This window comes from Paenibacillus sp. Marseille-P2973 (assembly GCF_018101095.1).
In the GTDB taxonomy this organism is placed as follows: domain Bacteria; phylum Bacillota; class Bacilli; order Paenibacillales; family Paenibacillaceae; genus Fontibacillus; species Fontibacillus vini.
This window is the reverse complement of record NZ_JAGQEH010000001.1, coordinates 330,423-347,434: the sequence shown is the minus strand read 5'-3', so window position 1 is coordinate 347,434 and position 17,012 is coordinate 330,423. Positions and strand designations below refer to the sequence as shown.

Annotated in this window: 18 protein-coding genes; all 18 read left to right on the top strand. The window is 49.4% G+C overall.

Annotated elements, in window-relative coordinates:
• Window positions 1–110: 110 nt before the first annotated feature.
• The 18 genes from KB559_RS01685 (at window position 111) to rpoD (ending at window position 16,928) form a co-directional block, all read left to right on the top strand.
• Complete coding sequence (locus tag KB559_RS01685; RefSeq protein ID WP_244861386.1) at window positions 111–473, top strand: histidine triad nucleotide-binding protein; 363 nt, start codon at window positions 111–113, stop codon at window positions 471–473.
• Between the two features lie 132 nt (window positions 474–605).
• Complete coding sequence (rpsU, locus tag KB559_RS01680) at window positions 606–779, top strand: 30S ribosomal protein S21 (RefSeq protein WP_005547957.1); 174 nt, start codon at window positions 606–608, stop codon at window positions 777–779.
• Between the two features lie 15 nt (window positions 780–794).
• Window positions 795–1,238, top strand: a complete 444-nt coding sequence (locus tag KB559_RS01675) for a GatB/YqeY domain-containing protein (RefSeq protein WP_211019846.1) — start codon at window positions 795–797, stop codon at window positions 1,236–1,238.
• 111 nt (window positions 1,239–1,349) lie between these two features.
• A complete protein-coding gene (yqfC, locus tag KB559_RS01670; RefSeq protein ID WP_211019845.1) occupies window positions 1,350–1,640 on the top strand; it encodes a sporulation protein YqfC in 291 nt (96 codons plus the stop codon).
• Window positions 1,640–2,821, top strand: a complete 1,182-nt coding sequence (gene yqfD / locus KB559_RS01665; protein ID WP_211019844.1) for a sporulation protein YqfD — start codon at window positions 1,640–1,642, stop codon at window positions 2,819–2,821. Before yqfC ends, yqfD begins: the two co-directional genes overlap by 1 nt.
• Window positions 2,822–2,826: 5 nt before the next feature.
• Window positions 2,827–3,798, top strand: a complete 972-nt coding sequence (locus KB559_RS01660) for a PhoH family protein (protein WP_211019843.1) — start codon at window positions 2,827–2,829, stop codon at window positions 3,796–3,798.
• 123 nt (window positions 3,799–3,921) lie between these two features.
• Complete coding sequence (locus tag KB559_RS01655; RefSeq protein WP_211019842.1) at window positions 3,922–6,219, top strand: HD family phosphohydrolase; 2,298 nt, start codon at window positions 3,922–3,924, stop codon at window positions 6,217–6,219.
• Complete coding sequence (ybeY, locus tag KB559_RS01650; RefSeq protein ID WP_211019841.1) at window positions 6,191–6,688, top strand: rRNA maturation RNase YbeY; 498 nt, start codon at window positions 6,191–6,193, stop codon at window positions 6,686–6,688. Before KB559_RS01655 ends, ybeY begins: the two co-directional genes overlap by 29 nt.
• Window positions 6,688–7,062 carry a diacylglycerol kinase family protein gene (locus KB559_RS01645; RefSeq protein WP_211019840.1) on the top strand — a complete coding sequence of 125 codons (375 nt, stop codon included), beginning with the start codon at window positions 6,688–6,690 and terminating at the stop codon, window positions 7,060–7,062. Before ybeY ends, KB559_RS01645 begins: the two co-directional genes overlap by 1 nt.
• Before the next feature lie 28 nt (window positions 7,063–7,090).
• Window positions 7,091–7,504, top strand: a complete 414-nt coding sequence (locus tag KB559_RS01640; RefSeq protein ID WP_247681494.1) for a cytidine deaminase — start codon at window positions 7,091–7,093, stop codon at window positions 7,502–7,504.
• Between the two features lie 32 nt (window positions 7,505–7,536).
• Window positions 7,537–8,439: a GTPase Era gene (gene era / locus KB559_RS01635; RefSeq protein WP_211019839.1), complete on the top strand. Its 903-nt coding sequence runs from the start codon at window positions 7,537–7,539 to the stop codon at window positions 8,437–8,439.
• 113 nt (window positions 8,440–8,552) lie between these two features.
• On the top strand, window positions 8,553–8,693 hold the full coding sequence (locus tag KB559_RS01630; protein ID WP_211019838.1) for a YqzL family protein: 141 nt from the start codon (window positions 8,553–8,555) through the stop codon (window positions 8,691–8,693).
• Window positions 8,694–8,743: 50 nt separating this feature from the next.
• Window positions 8,744–9,493: a DNA repair protein RecO gene (gene recO / locus KB559_RS01625; RefSeq protein WP_211019837.1), complete on the top strand. Its 750-nt coding sequence runs from the start codon at window positions 8,744–8,746 to the stop codon at window positions 9,491–9,493.
• Window positions 9,494–9,864: 371 nt separating this feature from the next.
• Window positions 9,865–10,752: a glycine--tRNA ligase subunit alpha gene (gene glyQ, locus KB559_RS01620; protein WP_211019836.1), complete on the top strand. Its 888-nt coding sequence runs from the start codon at window positions 9,865–9,867 to the stop codon at window positions 10,750–10,752.
• Window positions 10,745–12,823, top strand: coding sequence for a glycine--tRNA ligase subunit beta (glyS, locus tag KB559_RS01615; RefSeq protein ID WP_211019835.1), 2,079 nt, complete (start codon window positions 10,745–10,747; stop codon window positions 12,821–12,823). Before glyQ ends, glyS begins: the two co-directional genes overlap by 8 nt.
• Window positions 12,824–13,372: 549 nt before the next feature.
• Window positions 13,373–13,834 carry a YaiI/YqxD family protein gene (locus KB559_RS01610; RefSeq protein WP_211019834.1) on the top strand — a complete coding sequence of 154 codons (462 nt, stop codon included), beginning with the start codon at window positions 13,373–13,375 and terminating at the stop codon, window positions 13,832–13,834.
• A 44-nt stretch (window positions 13,835–13,878) separates the two neighbouring features.
• On the top strand, window positions 13,879–15,702 hold the full coding sequence (gene dnaG / locus KB559_RS01605) for a DNA primase (RefSeq protein ID WP_211019833.1): 1,824 nt from the start codon (window positions 13,879–13,881) through the stop codon (window positions 15,700–15,702).
• Between the two features lie 95 nt (window positions 15,703–15,797).
• Window positions 15,798–16,928, top strand: a complete 1,131-nt coding sequence (gene rpoD, locus KB559_RS01600; protein WP_211019832.1) for an RNA polymerase sigma factor RpoD — start codon at window positions 15,798–15,800, stop codon at window positions 16,926–16,928.
• Window positions 16,929–17,012: the final 84 nt, after the last annotated feature.

Here is a 17,012-nt window from a genome sequence, read left to right as displayed (position 1 = left end):
AGTGAGCAGGGTGCTTCTTTTTTTTGCCTATTTTAGGTATGATAGCTGGTAGAGGTTATTCAAAATTAGTTTACTCGATACACGCTAACGCCAATCTAGGAGGGTTTCAGGTGGAAAATTGTTTGTTTTGCAAAATTGCGGAAGGCTCGATCCCATCGAACAAAGTGTATGAAGACGAGCAGTTTCTTGTGTTTCATGACATTCAGCCTGCGGCTCCGACCCATGTGCTGATTATTCCGAAGAAGCATATCCCCACGATGAATGATGCGGGACCGGAGGATTTTGCTCTGATCGGAGAAATGCACCGCATTGCTCAGGAAGTGGCTAAAACGCTGGGTGTGGCCGACAGCGGCTACAGGCTGATCAACAACTGCGGTCCGGATAGCGGACAAGCGGTGTACCATATTCATTATCATTTACTTGGCGGAACGCGGCTCGGAGCCCTTGTGCAGAATTCAGATTCGCACGCCTGATCCGGGACGGATATTCTTCCATATATTAAAAATGGGTGTTCAGGTTGACACCCTATTTATTTTTCCCCTATAATGAAGAATGATGAACCGTGTTATGCTCTTGGACGGTCTGGTCGGAGGGAGGGAAAACTGGTGTCTGAAACTAAAGTTCGCAAAAACGAGACAATTGATGCTGCACTTCGTCGCTTTAAACGCTCTATCGCTAAAGATGGCGTATTGGCTGAGGTGAAGAAACGCAAGCATTATGAAAAGCCAAGCGTAAAGCGCAAGAAAAAGTCTGAGGCTGCTCGTAAGAGAAAGTTTTAGGAGGATTATGCTACCATGAATCTTAGCGAGCGATTGAACGAAGATATGAAGCAAGCGATGAAGAGTCAAGACAAGTTCAAACTCTCCACCATTCGAATGGTTCGTGCTACTATAAAGAATCTTGAGATAGATTTGAAAAGACCTTTGGACGATAATGAAGTGCTTGATATCCTAAGTCGTGAAATCAAACAGCGCAAAGATGCCCTCCAAGAATTTGAAAAAGCGGGTCGTGACGATCTTGCCGCCAACGTCAAAGCGGAAGCCGAGATTATTGCCAAATACCTTCCCGAACAGCTGAGTGAAGAAGAAATTAAAGTCATTGTACAGCAGACCATCCAGGAAACCGGTGCTACTTCCAAAGCTGAAATCGGGAAAGTGATGAGCGCGCTTATGCCTAAGGTCAAAGGCCGGGCAGACGGCAAGCTGGTCAATCAGGCAGTTCAACAGCTTTTGCAATAGGTGAAACGAAAGCAACACCCTCTACATTTCGTAGAGGGTGTTTTTTCTGTTTCTCATAAATGGGAGTCCTTCCGCATACTTTGTAAGGTAGAGGAAGGAGGATTGCCTCATATGAGCCGGTTTGTCCGCAAATTCCGGAAATGGACGGTCGATGCGCTCGACTTGCCGAGTGATCTCGTACTCGATTTACCCAGGCTCACCTTGATCGGAGGTAAGCAGCTTTACATAGAGAACCATCGGGGAGTAGTGCATTTTTCCCCGGAATCGCTACATTTGGAGCTTAGCCAAGGCATGCTGGAGGTTGAAGGGAGCGGGCTTGTCATAAAGGAGATTATGCCGGAGGAAGTTGTGGTAGAGGGGCGGATCTCCGGTATTAAATATCGCGAAACGGAGGGATCCTAGTGAAATCACCGATGTTTTCCAAATTGCAAGGAACCGTGACCGTCGTGATTCGCGGCGGAAATATCGAACGGTTCATTAATGAGCTCTCCAGGGGCGGCATTCAAATCTGGGATTTAGTGCCTTTGCCGGACGGAAAAATGGAAATGAACCTGCAGGTTGCGGACTTTTTTTCTTTGCGTCCGCTTTTGAAAAGGACGGGCTGCCGCCTAAAGGTGAAGCGGCGCTCCGGCCTGCCTTTTATCTTGATAAGGCTATGGCGGAGAAAATGGTTTGCGGTCGGCTTTGCCCTGTTCGTGGCCGTCATTTTCAGTCTCTCCCAACTGGTGTGGGATATCGAAGTTAAGGGTAATGTGAAAATACCGGATGAAGATGTACTAAAGGCGGCGCGCGAGGAAGGTCTTTATCCGTTTCAATGGATTTTCTCGTTGCCCGGACAGGACAAGCTGTCGGCGGAGTTAAACCGCAAGCTGCCGGGGACGTCATGGGTCGGTGTCTCTCGTACGGGAACCAAAATCTCGATTCAGGTTGTGGAGGCGACAGAGCCAAAGGAGCAAGGGCTTGCGAGCCCGCGGCACCTGGTCAGCAAGGCGGATGCGATTATTACATATATTTATGCGGAAAAGGGCCAGCCTGAAGTAAAGAAAAATGACCGTGTCAAAAAGGGCCAAGTTCTAGTATCGGGAATACAGGGAGGAAAGATGGTAGTTTCCAAGGGCGAGGTGAAGGGAAACGTATGGCACGAGTATAAGATCGAAGTCCCGCTCGTCCGCAAACAAAAGGTATATACCGGTGAAAAGAAGGAGCGGGGTTATCTTTTTTTCGGAAAGACGGCGATTCAACTCACAGGATACGGAAAAGTGGACTTCGATCGATCTCAGGTCCTCACGGAGTTCGATCCTTTGAGCTGGAGAAGCTTTAAGCTCCCGATCGGCTGGATGAGCGAGAAGATGCTCGAAACGACGGAACTCGAAATCAAGCTGTCTCGGGAACAGGCGCTTAAAGACGGAATCGAACGCGCGAAAAGAGACATTTTGGCTAAAAACGGGGCGACAAGCATCATTTTGGATCAAAAAATTTTGCATGAGAAGACAGACAATGGTAAAGTTTATATGAAAGTGCTTTTTGAAGTGGAACAAAATATAGCGGAAGAACTTCCGATAGTACATGACCAAGGAGAATGAGCTACTTGTCAGAACAACTATTCAATATAAAGATCACACTACAAAACGCCGCGGAAGGATTGTCCCTATTCGGCCCTCAAGATGTATTTCTGAAACTGGTTGAAAAGCATCTGAAAGCAAGTATCGTGCTCAGAGAGTCGGAGATATCCGTAAGAGGTGAAGAGCACGAGGTTGAGCGGATTCAGCAGTTGTTTGAAGTGCTGCTGGAGCTGATCCGCAACGGGTATATCCTTACCGAAAGAGATGTGCAATATGCCATCGATCTCGCGAAGGAGCTTCGCGCGGATCAGCTTCTTGATTTATATAAGGGCGAAATTGCCGTCACTTTCCGCGGGAAGCCCTTAAGAGTCAAAACCATCGGACAGAAGCATTACGTCACTACGATCCGGAAGAGAGACATCGTCTTCGGTATCGGGCCGGCCGGGACCGGTAAAACCTATTTGGCCGTAGTCATGGCCATTACCGCTTTGAAGGAAGGCGCTGTCAAACGGATCATTTTAACACGCCCCGCCGTGGAAGCAGGCGAAAACCTTGGCTTTCTACCGGGCGATCTGCAGGAAAAAGTAGATCCGTATCTGCGTCCATTGTATGACGCTCTTTACGATGTCATGGGGCCCGACCAAACGGCGAAAGCGCTGGAACGAGGCCTGATCGAGATTGCTCCGCTAGCCTATATGCGCGGCCGGACGCTGGACGACTCCTTTATTATTTTGGACGAGGCCCAGAATACGACCCCCGAGCAGATGAAAATGTTCTTGACCCGTTTAGGCTTCGGTTCGAAAATGGTCATCACCGGCGATGTCACCCAGATCGATTTGCCGAAAGGGAAAAAGTCGGGTTTGAACGAAGCCAGGAAGATATTGGAGAATATCGAAGAGATCGGATTCGTCTATTTTACGGAGTCGGATGTCGTTCGTCATTCACTTGTGCAGAAAATAATCGTTGCTTATGACCGTGCTGCTGAAAATCAGGGTTAATCATCCAGCCCCCGAACCCTCCCTAGCGGGATTCATCAAGCATTACATTCGCGTTGCGGCTTACCGGAGTAATGCGTAAAACAGGGTTCGGCGGGCTTTAAATTTTTCAGGAGGGCTGTCTCTATGACCTCAAACTCAAACGATCGACAAGAGAAAAGTAAGCTTCACGCCAGAACCGCGGGATGGAAACACAGCACATCGGTTCGTTACGTTCTGTATGTTGTGTTAATTGCCATGCTTTATGTGAGTCTGTCTCCCAAACTGTTGCCCGAAACATATGACATTGCCGTAGGAATGCCTAGCGATAAAGAAATTCTGGCTCCGATGGAAATACCGAATACGAAGGCTACTTTGAAGGCGCAGGAAGAGGCCGCAGAGAAGGTAGGACAAGTCTATACCATTCTGCCGCTCCGTAACGAAGCGCTGGTCGGCCAACTGATCGACCGGATCTTCCGGCTGAACCAGGATGACCAGGTGGCGACAGAGGATAAAATTAATATTTACAAAGAAGAGCTGCCCCAGCGCGTTAAGGACCATGTCCAGAATTTCATCATGAATAACCGCAACTCGGGGTCTTATTCTTCGACGCTTTTTCAGGAAGTCACGCAAAAGGTTGACGAACAGCAGTATCATATTTCGGAAGAAACATTTATTAAGATTCCGAAATTGACTGCTGAGGATATCAATGAGATGAAGCCGGTAGCCGCCGACATCGTCGCGCGTCTGATGACGGACCAGATCGTCGATGCCCAGACGGCTCGGGCCAAGGTAGCTGAAATGGTCAGCACGAGCTCGCTGAGCAAGCGGATCTCGCGCGAAGTCGTGCAGGAGCTGGCACGTCTATCCATCACCGCCAACAAGTTTTATGACGAGGAAGCCACCAAAACCGCAAAAGTAGAAGCGCGGGAAAATACACCTACCGTTTATATTAAGCAAGGGGACGTTCTCGTAGCTAAGGGCGAGAAAATTACCCAGGAAATGTATACGCTTCTCGAAAAGAACGGACTGCTTAAGGATGAGGTGAATTATTGGCCGCAATTCGGTCTCGTTTTGCTGTCGTCGCTGATGACGATCGGGCTTATTATGTTTATGCGCCAATCTGAGGGAGTCAGCAGGTTTAAATACAACAACTCTCAATTTGTCATGCTGCTGCTAATTATTCTGATCACTATCATTTCGATGCATATTACGGGGATCGTGCAAAACGAACAGCGGCCATATATCGGGTATCTGGCGCCAATTGCGACCGGTGCCATGCTGATTACTCTTTTGATCGATCTGTCATTGGCTTATATTTGCTCGATCTTGTTTAGTATATTGGCCAGTGTGATTCTAAATGTCCATCAGGGACAAATATTCGATTTTCAGTTTGGCTTTTTTGCCTTCGTTATTTCATTCGCATCGATATTTGCCATTCACCGTGCGAGCCAGCGGTCAACGCTCTTGAAGGCCGGTATCATGACTTGCCTGTTCGGCTCTGTTGCCGTCTTTACGTTGATCGTGATTAACAATAACGGATGGACGGAGTCAAGCACATTGTATGCGATTGGCTTCGCGATTGCGGGGGGCTTGCTGACTACAATTTTGGTCATTGGCCTGATGCCGTTCTTTGAGGTGACATTCGGAATTCTGTCGGCGTTGAAGCTGGTGGAATTGTCCAACCCGAACCACCCGCTTCTCCGGAAGCTGCTTACGGAAACGCCGGGTACTTATCACCATAGTGTGATGGTCGGCAATTTATCGGAGGCGGCTGCGGAAGCGATCGGTGCGGACGGGCTGCTGTGCCGCGTCGGATCGTATTATCACGATATCGGGAAAACGAAACGGCCGAGCTATTTTATTGAAAATCAAAACAATATGGAAAATCCGCATGATTTCATCGACCCGAAACTGAGCAAATCGATTATTATCGCCCATGCCAGAGACGGAGTTGAAATGCAGAAGGAATACAAGCTGCCGAAGCCGATCCGGGATATTGCGGAGCAGCATCACGGAACGACGTTCCTGCATTATTTCTACCACAAAGCGCTTGCTCTCGCCGAAGAACAAGGCGTGGAGCCGGATTTTACGGAGAAAGATTTCCGATATCACGGTCCTAAGGCCCAGTCGAAGGAAGCTGCGGTGGTTGGGATAGCCGATAGCGTCGAGGCGGCCGTTCGTTCATTGCGCAAACCGACGGTAGAGCAGGTGGAAACGATGATCGAAAAGATTATCAAAAGCCGGCTGGACGATCACCAGTTCAATGAGTGCGATTTAACGATGCGGGAGCTTGATCTGATTGCCCAAACATTAAAAGAAACGGTGATGGGAATTTTCCATTCCCGGATTGAGTATCCGGAACAAATCAAGAAGACAAAAGCAAATGACGAGAAGGATAGGGGGCTTGATGTGAATGGGACTAAGTCTGGCTTGGAACAATGAACAGGAGATTATGGAGATCGGCGAGGATTTGATTGAGCTGCTGGACAAGCTGTTGCAAAAAGCGGGTGAGGTTGAAGGCGTGACGGAAGGGGAAGTAGCCCTTACATTTGTCAGTGATGAGGCCATTCATGAATTGAATCGGGATTATCGCGGGATCGATCGTCCGACAGACGTGCTTTCTTTTGCGATGAACGAGTCTCTGGACGAGGAAATGGATATCGTTTATGAGCTTGAAGAGGGAGAAGAACTGGATGATATGACCGATGTGCTCGGAGATATTATTATTTCCGTTGAACGGGCTCAGGCGCAAGCGGAAGATTACGGTCATTCATTAACCCGTGAGATCGGATTTTTGTTCGTACACGGCTTTTTGCATCTGCTTGGTTATGATCATCAGGACGTGGCGAGCGAAAAAGTGATGATGGGGAAACAGGAAGCCGTTCTGGCCCAGGTCGGGCTTGTTCGCTAATGGTCTCCCGGCGTAAATGGAGCGCCACCTTTCGAAGTGCCTGGAGCGGGGTAATAACTTCATTGAGAACGGAGCGAAACCTCCGGGTTCACGTAGCGGCGGCGATCCTTGTGATCCTGGCCGCGCTCTTCTTCCGGCTTCCGGTGAGGGACCTGGCGCTGCTGCTCCTGGTGATCTCCGTGGTCATAACGGCTGAATTGTTGAATACCGCTATTGAAGCTGCAGTCGATCTGGCGACTCCGGAATGGCACAGACTGGCCAAAATTGCCAAGGATGCCGCAGCCGGAGCTGTCCTGGTCGCCGCGGCTTTTGCCGTTCTAATCGGGATTTTGCTGTTTTATAACCCGGTTATGACCTGGCTCGGCGGGGGCTAGTGATCAAAAGAATGGGAGATGATAGAGTATGAATATCGATTACAGCGCTTTGCTTCAGGAAGCGATTAAAGCCCGGACGGCCGCCTATATACCTTATTCGGGTTTTGGAGTGGGAGCGGCCCTGCTGGATCAGGAAGGCCGTGTCCACCGTGGCTGCAATATTGAAAATGCGGCCTATGGACCGACCAACTGCGGCGAGCGTACGGCTATTTTCAGGGCGATCGCGGACGGCCTTCAGCCTCGTACCTTCAAGGCTATAGCGGTAGTCGGCGATACGGAAGGTCCGATCTCGCCATGCGGCGTCTGCCGGCAGGTAATGCTTGAGTTGTGCGGACCGGATATGCCGGTCATTCTCGGCAACCTCAAAGGGGATATCCGCGAGACTACGGTTGGCGAACTGCTTCCTTACTATTTCAGCTCCTCCGATTTGAACGAAAAATAACAAAGGTTTCCTGTACGGAAAGGAATAACATCATGGCTAAAAATAAATTTAAATCCGGCTTTGTGGCCATCGTAGGCCGGCCGAATGTCGGCAAATCGACCTTGATGAATCAAATCATCGGTCAAAAAATCGCAATCATGTCCGACAAACCGCAAACGACGCGGAATAAAATTCATGGGGTATATACATCCGAGGAAATGCAGGTTGTTTTCCTGGATACGCCAGGTATCCATAAGCGCCAGTCGAAGCTCGGAGATTATATGAATACGACAGCACTGAATACGCTCGGAGAAGTGGAAGCGGTTCTGTTCCTCGTCGATACGGCCGAGGGATTGGGCGGAGGCGACCGTTTTATTATCGAGCGGCTGAAAGATCTCCGCACTCCTGTCATTCTCGTTCTGAACAAAATCGATCGTATACAGCCGGAAGAATTGCTGCCGATTATCGAGGAGTACCGGAAGCTGTACGATTTTGCGGAAATCGTTCCTATCTCGGCTAAGCTGGGTAATAATGTGAATACATTGCTGGAACAGATTGGCAAGTATCTGCCGGAAGGCCCGCAATACTATCCGGAAGACCAGGTGACCGATCATCCGGAGCAATTCGTCTGCGCGGAGCTCATCCGGGAGAAAATTTTGCACTTAACCCGGGAAGAGGTGCCTCATTCCATCGCCGTAACTATCGAAGATATGCGCGTCGAGGATAACGGTGTCGTATATATCTCGGCTGTCATATTTGTGGAGCGGGATTCCCAAAAAGGGATCATTATCGGGAAGCAGGGCTCGCTGCTTAAGGAAGTCGGTAAATTGGCGAGACATGACATCGAGAATTTGCTGGGCTCCAAGATTTTCCTCGAGCTTTGGGTTAAAGTGAAGAAAGATTGGCGTAACCAGGACCGCGTATTAAAAGATCTCGGATTCCACAGAGATGCTTAAATAATTTATTTAACTCTTTATGTTGGGAGTTATTGCAACGCATAGTTCGTGTTCACCCGCGCATCCTATTCTTTGAAGATGCAGGCGTCTTTCCGAAGAAAGGGTGAATACGAATGCGAGATTTTTCGTGGAAGTATTTTTCAATGACTGGAGATGTCGACGCTTATTTGTTATACAAAGAAGCTGGCGGCAATTCCGAGGAGGAAGCCGCGGCAGCGGAGGAGATTTTTGTTCCGGAAGAACAGGCCGAATAATTCGGCGCTGGTATTTTTATTAGAATGAGGTCAGGCTTGGGGGAAGAGACATGCTATACAGGGTGGAGGGAATCGTCATCCGCAGCATGGACTACGGCGAGGGAAACAAAATCATTACGCTCTGCACGGAGTCCCATGGAAAAATCGGGGTACTGGTACGCGGAGCAAAAAAAGTAAAAAGCCGTCATGCTGCACTTACACAGCTTTTTACTTTTGGGGAATTTGCATTTTTTCGCCAAAACAGAGGATTAGGTACTTTGAATTCAGGTGAGATTATTGAATCTCACTTTTCTTTACGTGAAGACCTGTATCTGGCTGCTTATGCTTCTTATGCTTGCGAATTGCTCGACAAGACGCTACAGGACGAAGAAGTGGGAAGCTTTTGGTTCACGCAGCTGAAAGCGTGCCTGGAAGGACTTTCGGCCGGAAAAGATCCACAGATCGTTATCCATCTATTTGAGATGAAAATATTGCAGGCGGCAGGGTACGGACCCTCGTTTGAATCATGTATTTCCTGCGGACGGGTCGATGATTCTCTTACGGTCAGCCCCCGGCTTGGAGGCAAATTATGTCGTGCATGCCGTAATCACGATCCGGCGGCGTTGCAATTGACGCCAGGAACCTATAAATTATTGTCTCTTTTTGAGAAAATGGATCTTAGAAGGCTTGGCAATATCGAAGTGAAGGATGCGACGAAAAAAGAGCTGAAATCCGTCATGAGAGCATTTATGGATATGCAGCTTGGACTCAGGCTTAAATCCCTTCAATTTCTAGACCAATTGGACAAATACGAAATTTGACGAACGACCTATTATCATATATTATAGATGAGAATTTCTTCTTTAAATGGGCATTAAAATGCCTTTTATCGGAGACTCATGCGTCGAACGGGAAAAGTAATGAGCTTGGGCCGAATAGCGAGCCGGGGATAGTGCAAGCCTGGCCGGAAAACTCATGAAATGGCGCCCCGGGAGTGTGGGAATTTGTTCGTGAAAAGTGGATTTGTGTCGGGCCGTTAATGACCGGCGCTTCGCAAATCAAGTAGGGTGGAACCGCGGGACTTTTGCTCTCGTCCCTATGTCTGGCAGCAGGCGTAGGCGACGGGAGCTTATTTGCGTCTTCCGGTGCGTAAACCTGAACTGACCTAAATATGCGTAAGGAGTTGTGGTTCATGAATTTTCAACAAATGATTTTGACACTGCAGCAGTTCTGGGCGGAACAAAACTGTATAGTGGTCCAGCCATATGACGTGGAGAAAGGCGCAGGTACGCTCAATCCGATGACCTTCTTGCGTTCCATCGGACCGGAACCGTGGAATGTGGCTTACGTTGAGCCTTCCCGCCGTCCGGCCGACGGACGTTACGGGGAAAACCCGAACCGGCTGTATCAGCATCACCAGTTTCAGGTTATTTTGAAGCCTTCTCCGGATAATATTCAAGAGATTTATTTGGAGAGCCTGAAGCGTCTCGGTATCAATCCGTTGGAGCATGATATCCGTTTTGTTGAGGATAACTGGGAGCATCCGGGACTTGGGGCATGGGGACTCGGTTGGGAAGTTTGGCTCGACGGCATGGAGATTACGCAATTTACGTATTTCCAGCAGGTCGGCGGCATTGAAACTAACCCCGTTGCCGTGGAAATTACCTACGGTATGGAGCGTCTGGCTTCTTATATTCAGGATAAAGAAAATGTGTTCGATTTGGAGTGGGTTGACGGTACTACCTATGGCGACGTCTTCCATCAAGCGGAATTCGAGCATTCGAAATATACTTTTGAAATTTCCGACGTAAAAATGTTGTTCACTTTGTTCAATATGTACGAACAGGAAGCGGGCAAAGCGATGGAGCAGCATCTTGTATTCCCGGCTTATGATTACGTCCTGAAATGTTCGCACACCTTCAACCTGCTGGATGCCCGCGGCGCGATCAGCGTGACGGAACGGACAGGATACATTACCCGGGTGCGGAATTTGGCCCGCCAGGTGGCGGCCACTTATTTGGAGGAACGTGAGAAGCTCGGATTCCCGATGCTGCAGAAAGGAGGCGTTGTCCGTGACTAAGGATCTGTTGTTTGAAATCGGAATGGAAGAAATGCCCGCCCGCTTTATCCGCGCGGCTATGGAGCAATTGAAGGATCGTTTGGAAAAATGGCTCGAGGAATCCGTGATTCCGCATGGAGCCGTTGAGAGCTATGCAACTCCTCGTCGTTTGGCTGTGCTCGTTAAAGACGTGGCCGAAAAGCAGGAGGATGTTCACGAGGAAGTGAAAGGACCTTCCCGCAAAATCGCTCTCGGCGAAAACGGGGAATGGAGCAAAGCCGCTTTGGGATTTGCGCGAAGTCAAGGCGTTGACCCTGAGCAATTTACGTTCAAGGAGCTTGCGGGAACCGAATATATCTATGTTAGCAAAAGCCGGGCAGGGGTAGAAACGAAAACCATTGTAGCCGATGGTCTGAACGGCATTCTGCATGCGATGAACTTCCCGAAAAACATGCGCTGGGGTCGCTATGATTTCAAATTCGTCCGTCCGATCCGCTGGATGGTAGCTCTGTTCGGCGAAGAAATTATCGAGCTTGAAGTAGCCGGTGTGAAGTCCGGAAACGTCACGAGAGGCCACCGGTTTCTTGGTCAAGATACGGTTATTTCCGTACCTTCAGCGTACGTTGAAGCGATGCGTGCCCAACATGTAATCGTCGACGTCAGCGAACGGGAAGAGCAGATCAAGAATCAAATCAAGGCCTTGGCTGAAGAAAAAGGCTGGAATATCGCGGTGAAGGACGATCTGCTGGAAGAGGTTCTATTCCTTGTCGAGACGCCGACGGTGTTATTCGGCAAATTCGAAGAGTCTTTCCTGAACATTCCACAGGAGGTTCTGATTACTTCGATGCGTGAGCATCAGCGGTATTTCCCGGTACTTGATGAAAAGGGTGCTTTGCTGCCGTTCTTTGTTACGGTACGAAACGGGGATGACCGTTCCCTTGATGTCATTGCAAGAGGGAATGAGAAGGTTCTCCGTGCCCGTCTGTCCGACGCGAAGTTTTTCTATGAGGAAGATCAGAAGCTGGCAATCAAGGACGCACTTTCGAAACTGGAAAGCATTGTGTTCCACGAAGAGCTGGGAACGGTCGGGGATAAAGTGCGCCGGATCCGCCGGAATGCTGAAAAGCTGTCCGATCTGATCGGCATTGATACGGGAACGGCGGAATCTGTCAGCCGTACCGCGGAAATTTGCAAATTCGACCTCGTTACGCAAATGGTTTATGAATTCCCTGAGTTGCAGGGCGTTATGGGCGAAGATTACGCGCGCAAGGCCGGAGAATCCGAGGCGGTGGCGAAGGGGATCTTCGAACACTATCAGCCGCGGTTTTCCGGTGATAGCGCTCCTGCATCAAGCGTCGGCTCTATCGTGAGCATCGCCGATAAAATCGATACGATTACCGGATGCTTCTCCATCGGCATCATTCCGACGGGATCGCAGGATCCGTACGGACTTCGCCGTCAGGCTGCCGGTATCGTTCAGATTATTCTGGAGCATGGGCTGGCGGTAAAGCTTAGCGATATTTTTGCCATCGCTTTGGATACTCATCAGCATTTCCATGAACTGAAACGGACCCGGGAAGAAATCATGAAGGATCTGATGGAGTTCTTCGGCTTGCGCGTAAGAAAGACACTGTCCGATAGCCTTCGTTACGATGTGGTTGATGCCGTTATGACCGCCGGCTTTGATGATGTAGTTTCCGTGGTTGCCCGTGGCGCCGCTTTGATGGCTGCAGTGAATGAGCAGGACGATTTCAAGTCGACGGTAGAATCCTTTGGCCGGGTCAGCAATTTGGCCGCCAAAGCATCGGCCGCCAAAGTAAGATCCGATTTGCTGGACGACCCTGCCGAACAAGGTCTTTATGATACTTGGCGCAAAGTGACCGAGGAATACCGGAAATCGCTGGACAGTCGCAATGCCGCTGAAGCATTGCAGCATCTCGGCGGACTGAAGAACGCCATCACCGTTTTCTTTGATGCGGTTATGGTCATGGCTGAGGATGAAGAAATCCGCACGAACCGTCTTGCTTTGTTGGCGGCAATCGATCGGGATCTTAAAGCCTTCGCCGATTTCAGCAAACTAGTCTGGGCATAATATAGAGGAAGTCAACTTCTCAGTGCTGAAAGCCCGGTTTTTGAACCTGATTTGAAGAGGTAGTTCAAAAAGCCGGGCTTTGATTCGAAGTAAGTTAAAGTACGGAGTAGCGAAATACGGACTTGGCTTGAATTAGCTGTAAAACCTGCAGCTAATTCAAGCCGGTAAGGCTGTTTGAAGCAAATTTGATGTAGAACCTGCAGTTAATTTTGTTCTTTCGGCGGGAAATTGGCATAATGGCTCAAATTAACGGTAGGTTTTACAGTTAATTTGGGATACTGAGGGTAAAAGGCCGAAATAGCTGTAAGTTTTGCAGTTATTTTGAGGCAGTTGGTAAAAGGCTGAAATAGCTGTAAGTTTTGCAGTTATTTTGAGGCAGTTGGCAAAACGCCAAAAATAGCTGCAGGTTTTGCAGTTGTTTTATGAGGCTGAAGGCTGCAGTCAGAGGGAAGAGAGCGGCCCCGAGCTTACTAAGAAGCAGTCGTTGGAGCGTAACGTATAGTTAATCTTATTCAGCCGGGAGTTCCGGCGAAAGGGAGCGGGAGTCTGATGGATATACGAATTGTCGTTGACGGGGACTCCTGCCCTGTCAAGGAAGAAATCGTTGCAGCGGCGCGGAGCTACGGAGTCCGCGTATTGATGGTCTCCTCTTACGATCATGTGCTTCGCGGAAGTGAAGGCGTGGATATTGTTCAGGTTGACCGCAGTCAGCAAAGCGCCGATCTGTACATTGCCAACCATATTGCCAAGCACGATATCGTCGTCACGCAGGATTACGGACTTGCGGCGTTGGCGATTGCCAAATCATGCAGAACTTTGTCTCCCCGGGGCGAAATATTTGACCCGGGGAATATTGATTATTTGCTCGAACGCCGCCATCATCATGCCAAGGCACGGCGCGGAGGGCGCTATTTCAAGGGGCCTCGGCCTTTTACAGATGAGGACCGGGGACATTTTACCGAGGTATTGTTAAAACTTTTGCAAGATATGCAGGAGAATGTACAATTTTAGCGAATTATTATTTACGTGTCTTAAGAAAGATGAAGGTGGTTTAGATGAGTACCGGACGAGGAAGTATTCCGGAGGAAGTCATCGAGGCAGTCTTGCGGCAGCATGATATCGTCGATACGGTCGGCAAGCACGTTCATCTGACAAAACAGGGCAAATATATGAAAGGGCTTTGTCCGTTTCATTCGGAGAAAACCCCTTCATTCACGGTGACGCCCGACCGTCAAATTTTTCATTGTTATGGCTGCGGCAAAGGCGGAAACGCGATTAAATTCCGAATGGAGATCGAAGGCCTGACTTTCCCGGAGGCGGTCAGAATGATGGCCGAAGAAGCCCATATCCCGTTTGATTACGGAACGGCCGGCCAGGGAGATGCGCCGCGAAATCTGGAATTAGAGCAACAACTGCAAGCCCATGAATGGACGTCCAAGCTGTATCATTTTCTGCTGAAAAATACGGAACACGGCAAACCGGCTATGGATTATCTTAAATCCAGAGGGTTTACCGACAAAGCCATCGACACGTTCCAAATCGGCTATGCGCCGGCGCGTTGGGATACGCTCGTTCAATTTTTGGAGAAGCGATCCTTTGATCTGGGAACGATGGAGAAAGGCGGCTTATTATCTTCCAAGCAGGATGGTACCGGCTATGTTGACCGTTTTCGCGACAGGGTGATATTTCCGTTGCACAACCGGAATGGCAAGGTGATTGCTTTTGCCGGAAGAGTGCTCGGGGAGGGACAGCCTAAATATTTGAACTCGCCGGAGAGCAAATTGTTCAGCAAGAGCCGTACGCTCTACAATCTTCACCAGGCGAAGGCGGAAATCCGGAAATCACGGCAGATCGTATTGTTTGAAGGATACGGCGATGTCATCAGCGCTTGGGAAGCCGGCGTACATAATGGCGTTGCCACGATGGGAACGGCATTGACCGAAAGCCATGCGGCGATGATGAGGGGTCTTGCGGACGAAGTCATCGTTTGCTATGACGGAGATAATGCGGGACAAGCCGCAGCTCTCAAAAGCATTCCGATTTTGGAAAGTCTTGGTTTTACCGCGAAAATCGCCCTGCTTAGCGAAGGGATGGATCCGGATGAATTTATTCAGAAGCACGGGGCCGAGCGTTTCAAGCATCAGGTGTTAGATGGAGCTGTTTCATCCGTCAAATTTAAGCTTATATATCTGAAAAAAAACCATATACTGCTAGAGGAAGACGGAAAGGTCGCTTACATCAAAGATGCGCTCGAAGTAATTGCACCCTTGCCGTCGCCGACGGAGCGGGAGATTTATTTGAAGGAAATGTCCGCCGATCTTCAGGTATCGTTTGACAGCTTGAAGCAGGAATGCAACGAAATGCGCCAGGCTATGCAAAAAAAGATACCGGCGGGGGATAATACGGCCAAAAGGTGGAATAATGGTAGGCATAAAAAGGGGCAGGCGTCCATGCCGGTTCTGCTGCCCGCTTATCATGTTGCGGAACGTAGGCTGCTTTCCTTTATGCTTCAGGATGACGAAGTCGCCCGGTATGTGGGCGATCGTCTAGGGGACAGCTTTAACATCGGTGAACATACAGCGATCGCTGCTTATCTATACGCCTATTATGCGCAGGGAAAAGCGCCTGATGCCAGCCGGTTCATCTCATCGCTTCAGGACGACAAGCTGGAGCAAACCGTTATTTCCATCGCCATGATGGATACGCCGGCAGAATGGAGCACCCAGGAGCTGGATGATTGTATCCGGGAAATCCAGAAGGTCCCGCTGCAGGCAGAAATAAAGCGCAAGAAGGAAGAGATGGTATCGGCTGAACGGGCCGGGGATTTTTTGCGTGCGGCACAAATTGCAAGTGAGATTATTGCCCTAGAGAGACAGTAGAAGTGCGTGTTAAAAAGTCAGATCAGTAACCGACTTTTTGAACAACCTCTATAAGAATGGACTTTCGGATGTTTCTAGGGAGGAGGGAGCCAGAAATGACGAATGATCAGCATACTGAACTAGAAACTGAACTAACCTTGGATCAGGTCAAGGACCGTCTGATTGAGCAGGGTAAGAAGAGGTCTTCATTGACCTATAAAGAAATCATGGAGAAGCTCTCCCCTTTCGAACAGGATCCCGAACAGATGGACGAGTTTTATGAACATTTGGCTGATTTGGGCATCGATATTACGGGCGACAGCGATGAAGAGCTGACAAACCGCAATAATGACGAGGAAGGGCGCGAATCGAGCGATGAGTTCAGCTTTGAAGATGACTTAACGCTGCCTCCCGGCATTAAAATCAATGACCCGGTTCGGATGTACCTGAAAGAAATCGGTCGGGTACCTCTTTTGTCGGCAGATGATGAAATGGAATTGGCCAAACGCATAGAGAACGGGGATGAGGAAGCCAAACGCAGGCTTGCCGAAGCCAACTTGCGTCTCGTGGTCAGCATCGCCAAACGTTATGTAGGCCGGGGTATGCTGTTTCTCGATTTAATCCAGGAAGGCAATATGGGCCTGATCAAAGCGGTCGAGAAATTCGACCATAAGAAAGGCTTTAAATTCAGTACCTATGCGACATGGTGGATTCGCCAGGCAATCACCCGCGCCATTGCGGACCAGGCCAGAACGATCCGGATTCCGGTGCATATGGTGGAAACGATCAATAAGCTGATCCGGGTATCCCGTCAACTTCTGCAGGAGTTAGGGCGTGAACCGGCGCCGGAAGAGATCGCTGCGGAGATGGAGCTCAGCGTCGAAAAAGTGCGCGAGATCATGAAAATCGCGCAAGAGCCTGTATCGTTGGAAACGCCAATCGGGGAAGAAGACGACTCCCATCTCGGCGATTTTATCGAAGACCAGGAAGCGTTGGCGCCTGCCGATGCAGCTGCATACGAACTCCTGAAGGAACAGTTGGAGGATGTTCTTGATACGCTTACGGAACGCGAAGAGAACGTGCTTCGCCTGCGTTTCGGTTTGGATGACGGCCGAACGAGAACATTGGAGGAAGTAGGCAAGGTGTTTGGCGTAACGCGGGAAAGAATTCGCCAGATTGAGGCGAAGGCGCTCCGCAAGCTGCGTCATCCTAGCCGAAGCAAACGGCTGAAGGATTTCCTCGAATAAGCGAATGCGAAAATTCCGACCTTCTGCAGTTAAGCAGCAAGGTCTTTTTTTTCACAGAAAAAGATGTAGGGCCTGGACTTCTTT

Bases quoted from the DNA above. Each gene is read 5' to 3' on its own strand.
- dnaG (WP_211019833.1), top strand. From the start codon at position 13,879: ATGAGTACCGGACGAGGAAGTATTCCGGAGGAAGTCATCGAGGCAGTC.
- KB559_RS01640 (WP_247681494.1), top strand. From the start codon at position 7,091: ATGAATATCGATTACAGCGCTTTGCTTCAGGAAGCGATTAAAGCCCGG.
- recO (WP_211019837.1), top strand. From the start codon at position 8,744: ATGCTATACAGGGTGGAGGGAATCGTCATCCGCAGCATGGACTACGGC.
- KB559_RS01610 (WP_211019834.1), top strand. From the start codon at position 13,373: ATGGATATACGAATTGTCGTTGACGGGGACTCCTGCCCTGTCAAGGAA.
- yqfC (WP_211019845.1), top strand. From the start codon at position 1,350: ATGAGCCGGTTTGTCCGCAAATTCCGGAAATGGACGGTCGATGCGCTC.
- rpoD (WP_211019832.1), top strand. From the start codon at position 15,798: ATGACGAATGATCAGCATACTGAACTAGAAACTGAACTAACCTTGGAT.
- KB559_RS01655 (WP_211019842.1), top strand. From the start codon at position 3,922: ATGACCTCAAACTCAAACGATCGACAAGAGAAAAGTAAGCTTCACGCC.
- glyQ (WP_211019836.1), top strand. From the start codon at position 9,865: ATGAATTTTCAACAAATGATTTTGACACTGCAGCAGTTCTGGGCGGAA.
- KB559_RS01675 (WP_211019846.1), top strand. From the start codon at position 795: ATGAATCTTAGCGAGCGATTGAACGAAGATATGAAGCAAGCGATGAAG.
- ybeY (WP_211019841.1), top strand. From the start codon at position 6,191: ATGGGACTAAGTCTGGCTTGGAACAATGAACAGGAGATTATGGAGATC.
- KB559_RS01630 (WP_211019838.1), top strand. From the start codon at position 8,553: ATGCGAGATTTTTCGTGGAAGTATTTTTCAATGACTGGAGATGTCGAC.
- era (WP_211019839.1), top strand. From the start codon at position 7,537: ATGGCTAAAAATAAATTTAAATCCGGCTTTGTGGCCATCGTAGGCCGG.
- KB559_RS01645 (WP_211019840.1), top strand. From the start codon at position 6,688: ATGGTCTCCCGGCGTAAATGGAGCGCCACCTTTCGAAGTGCCTGGAGC.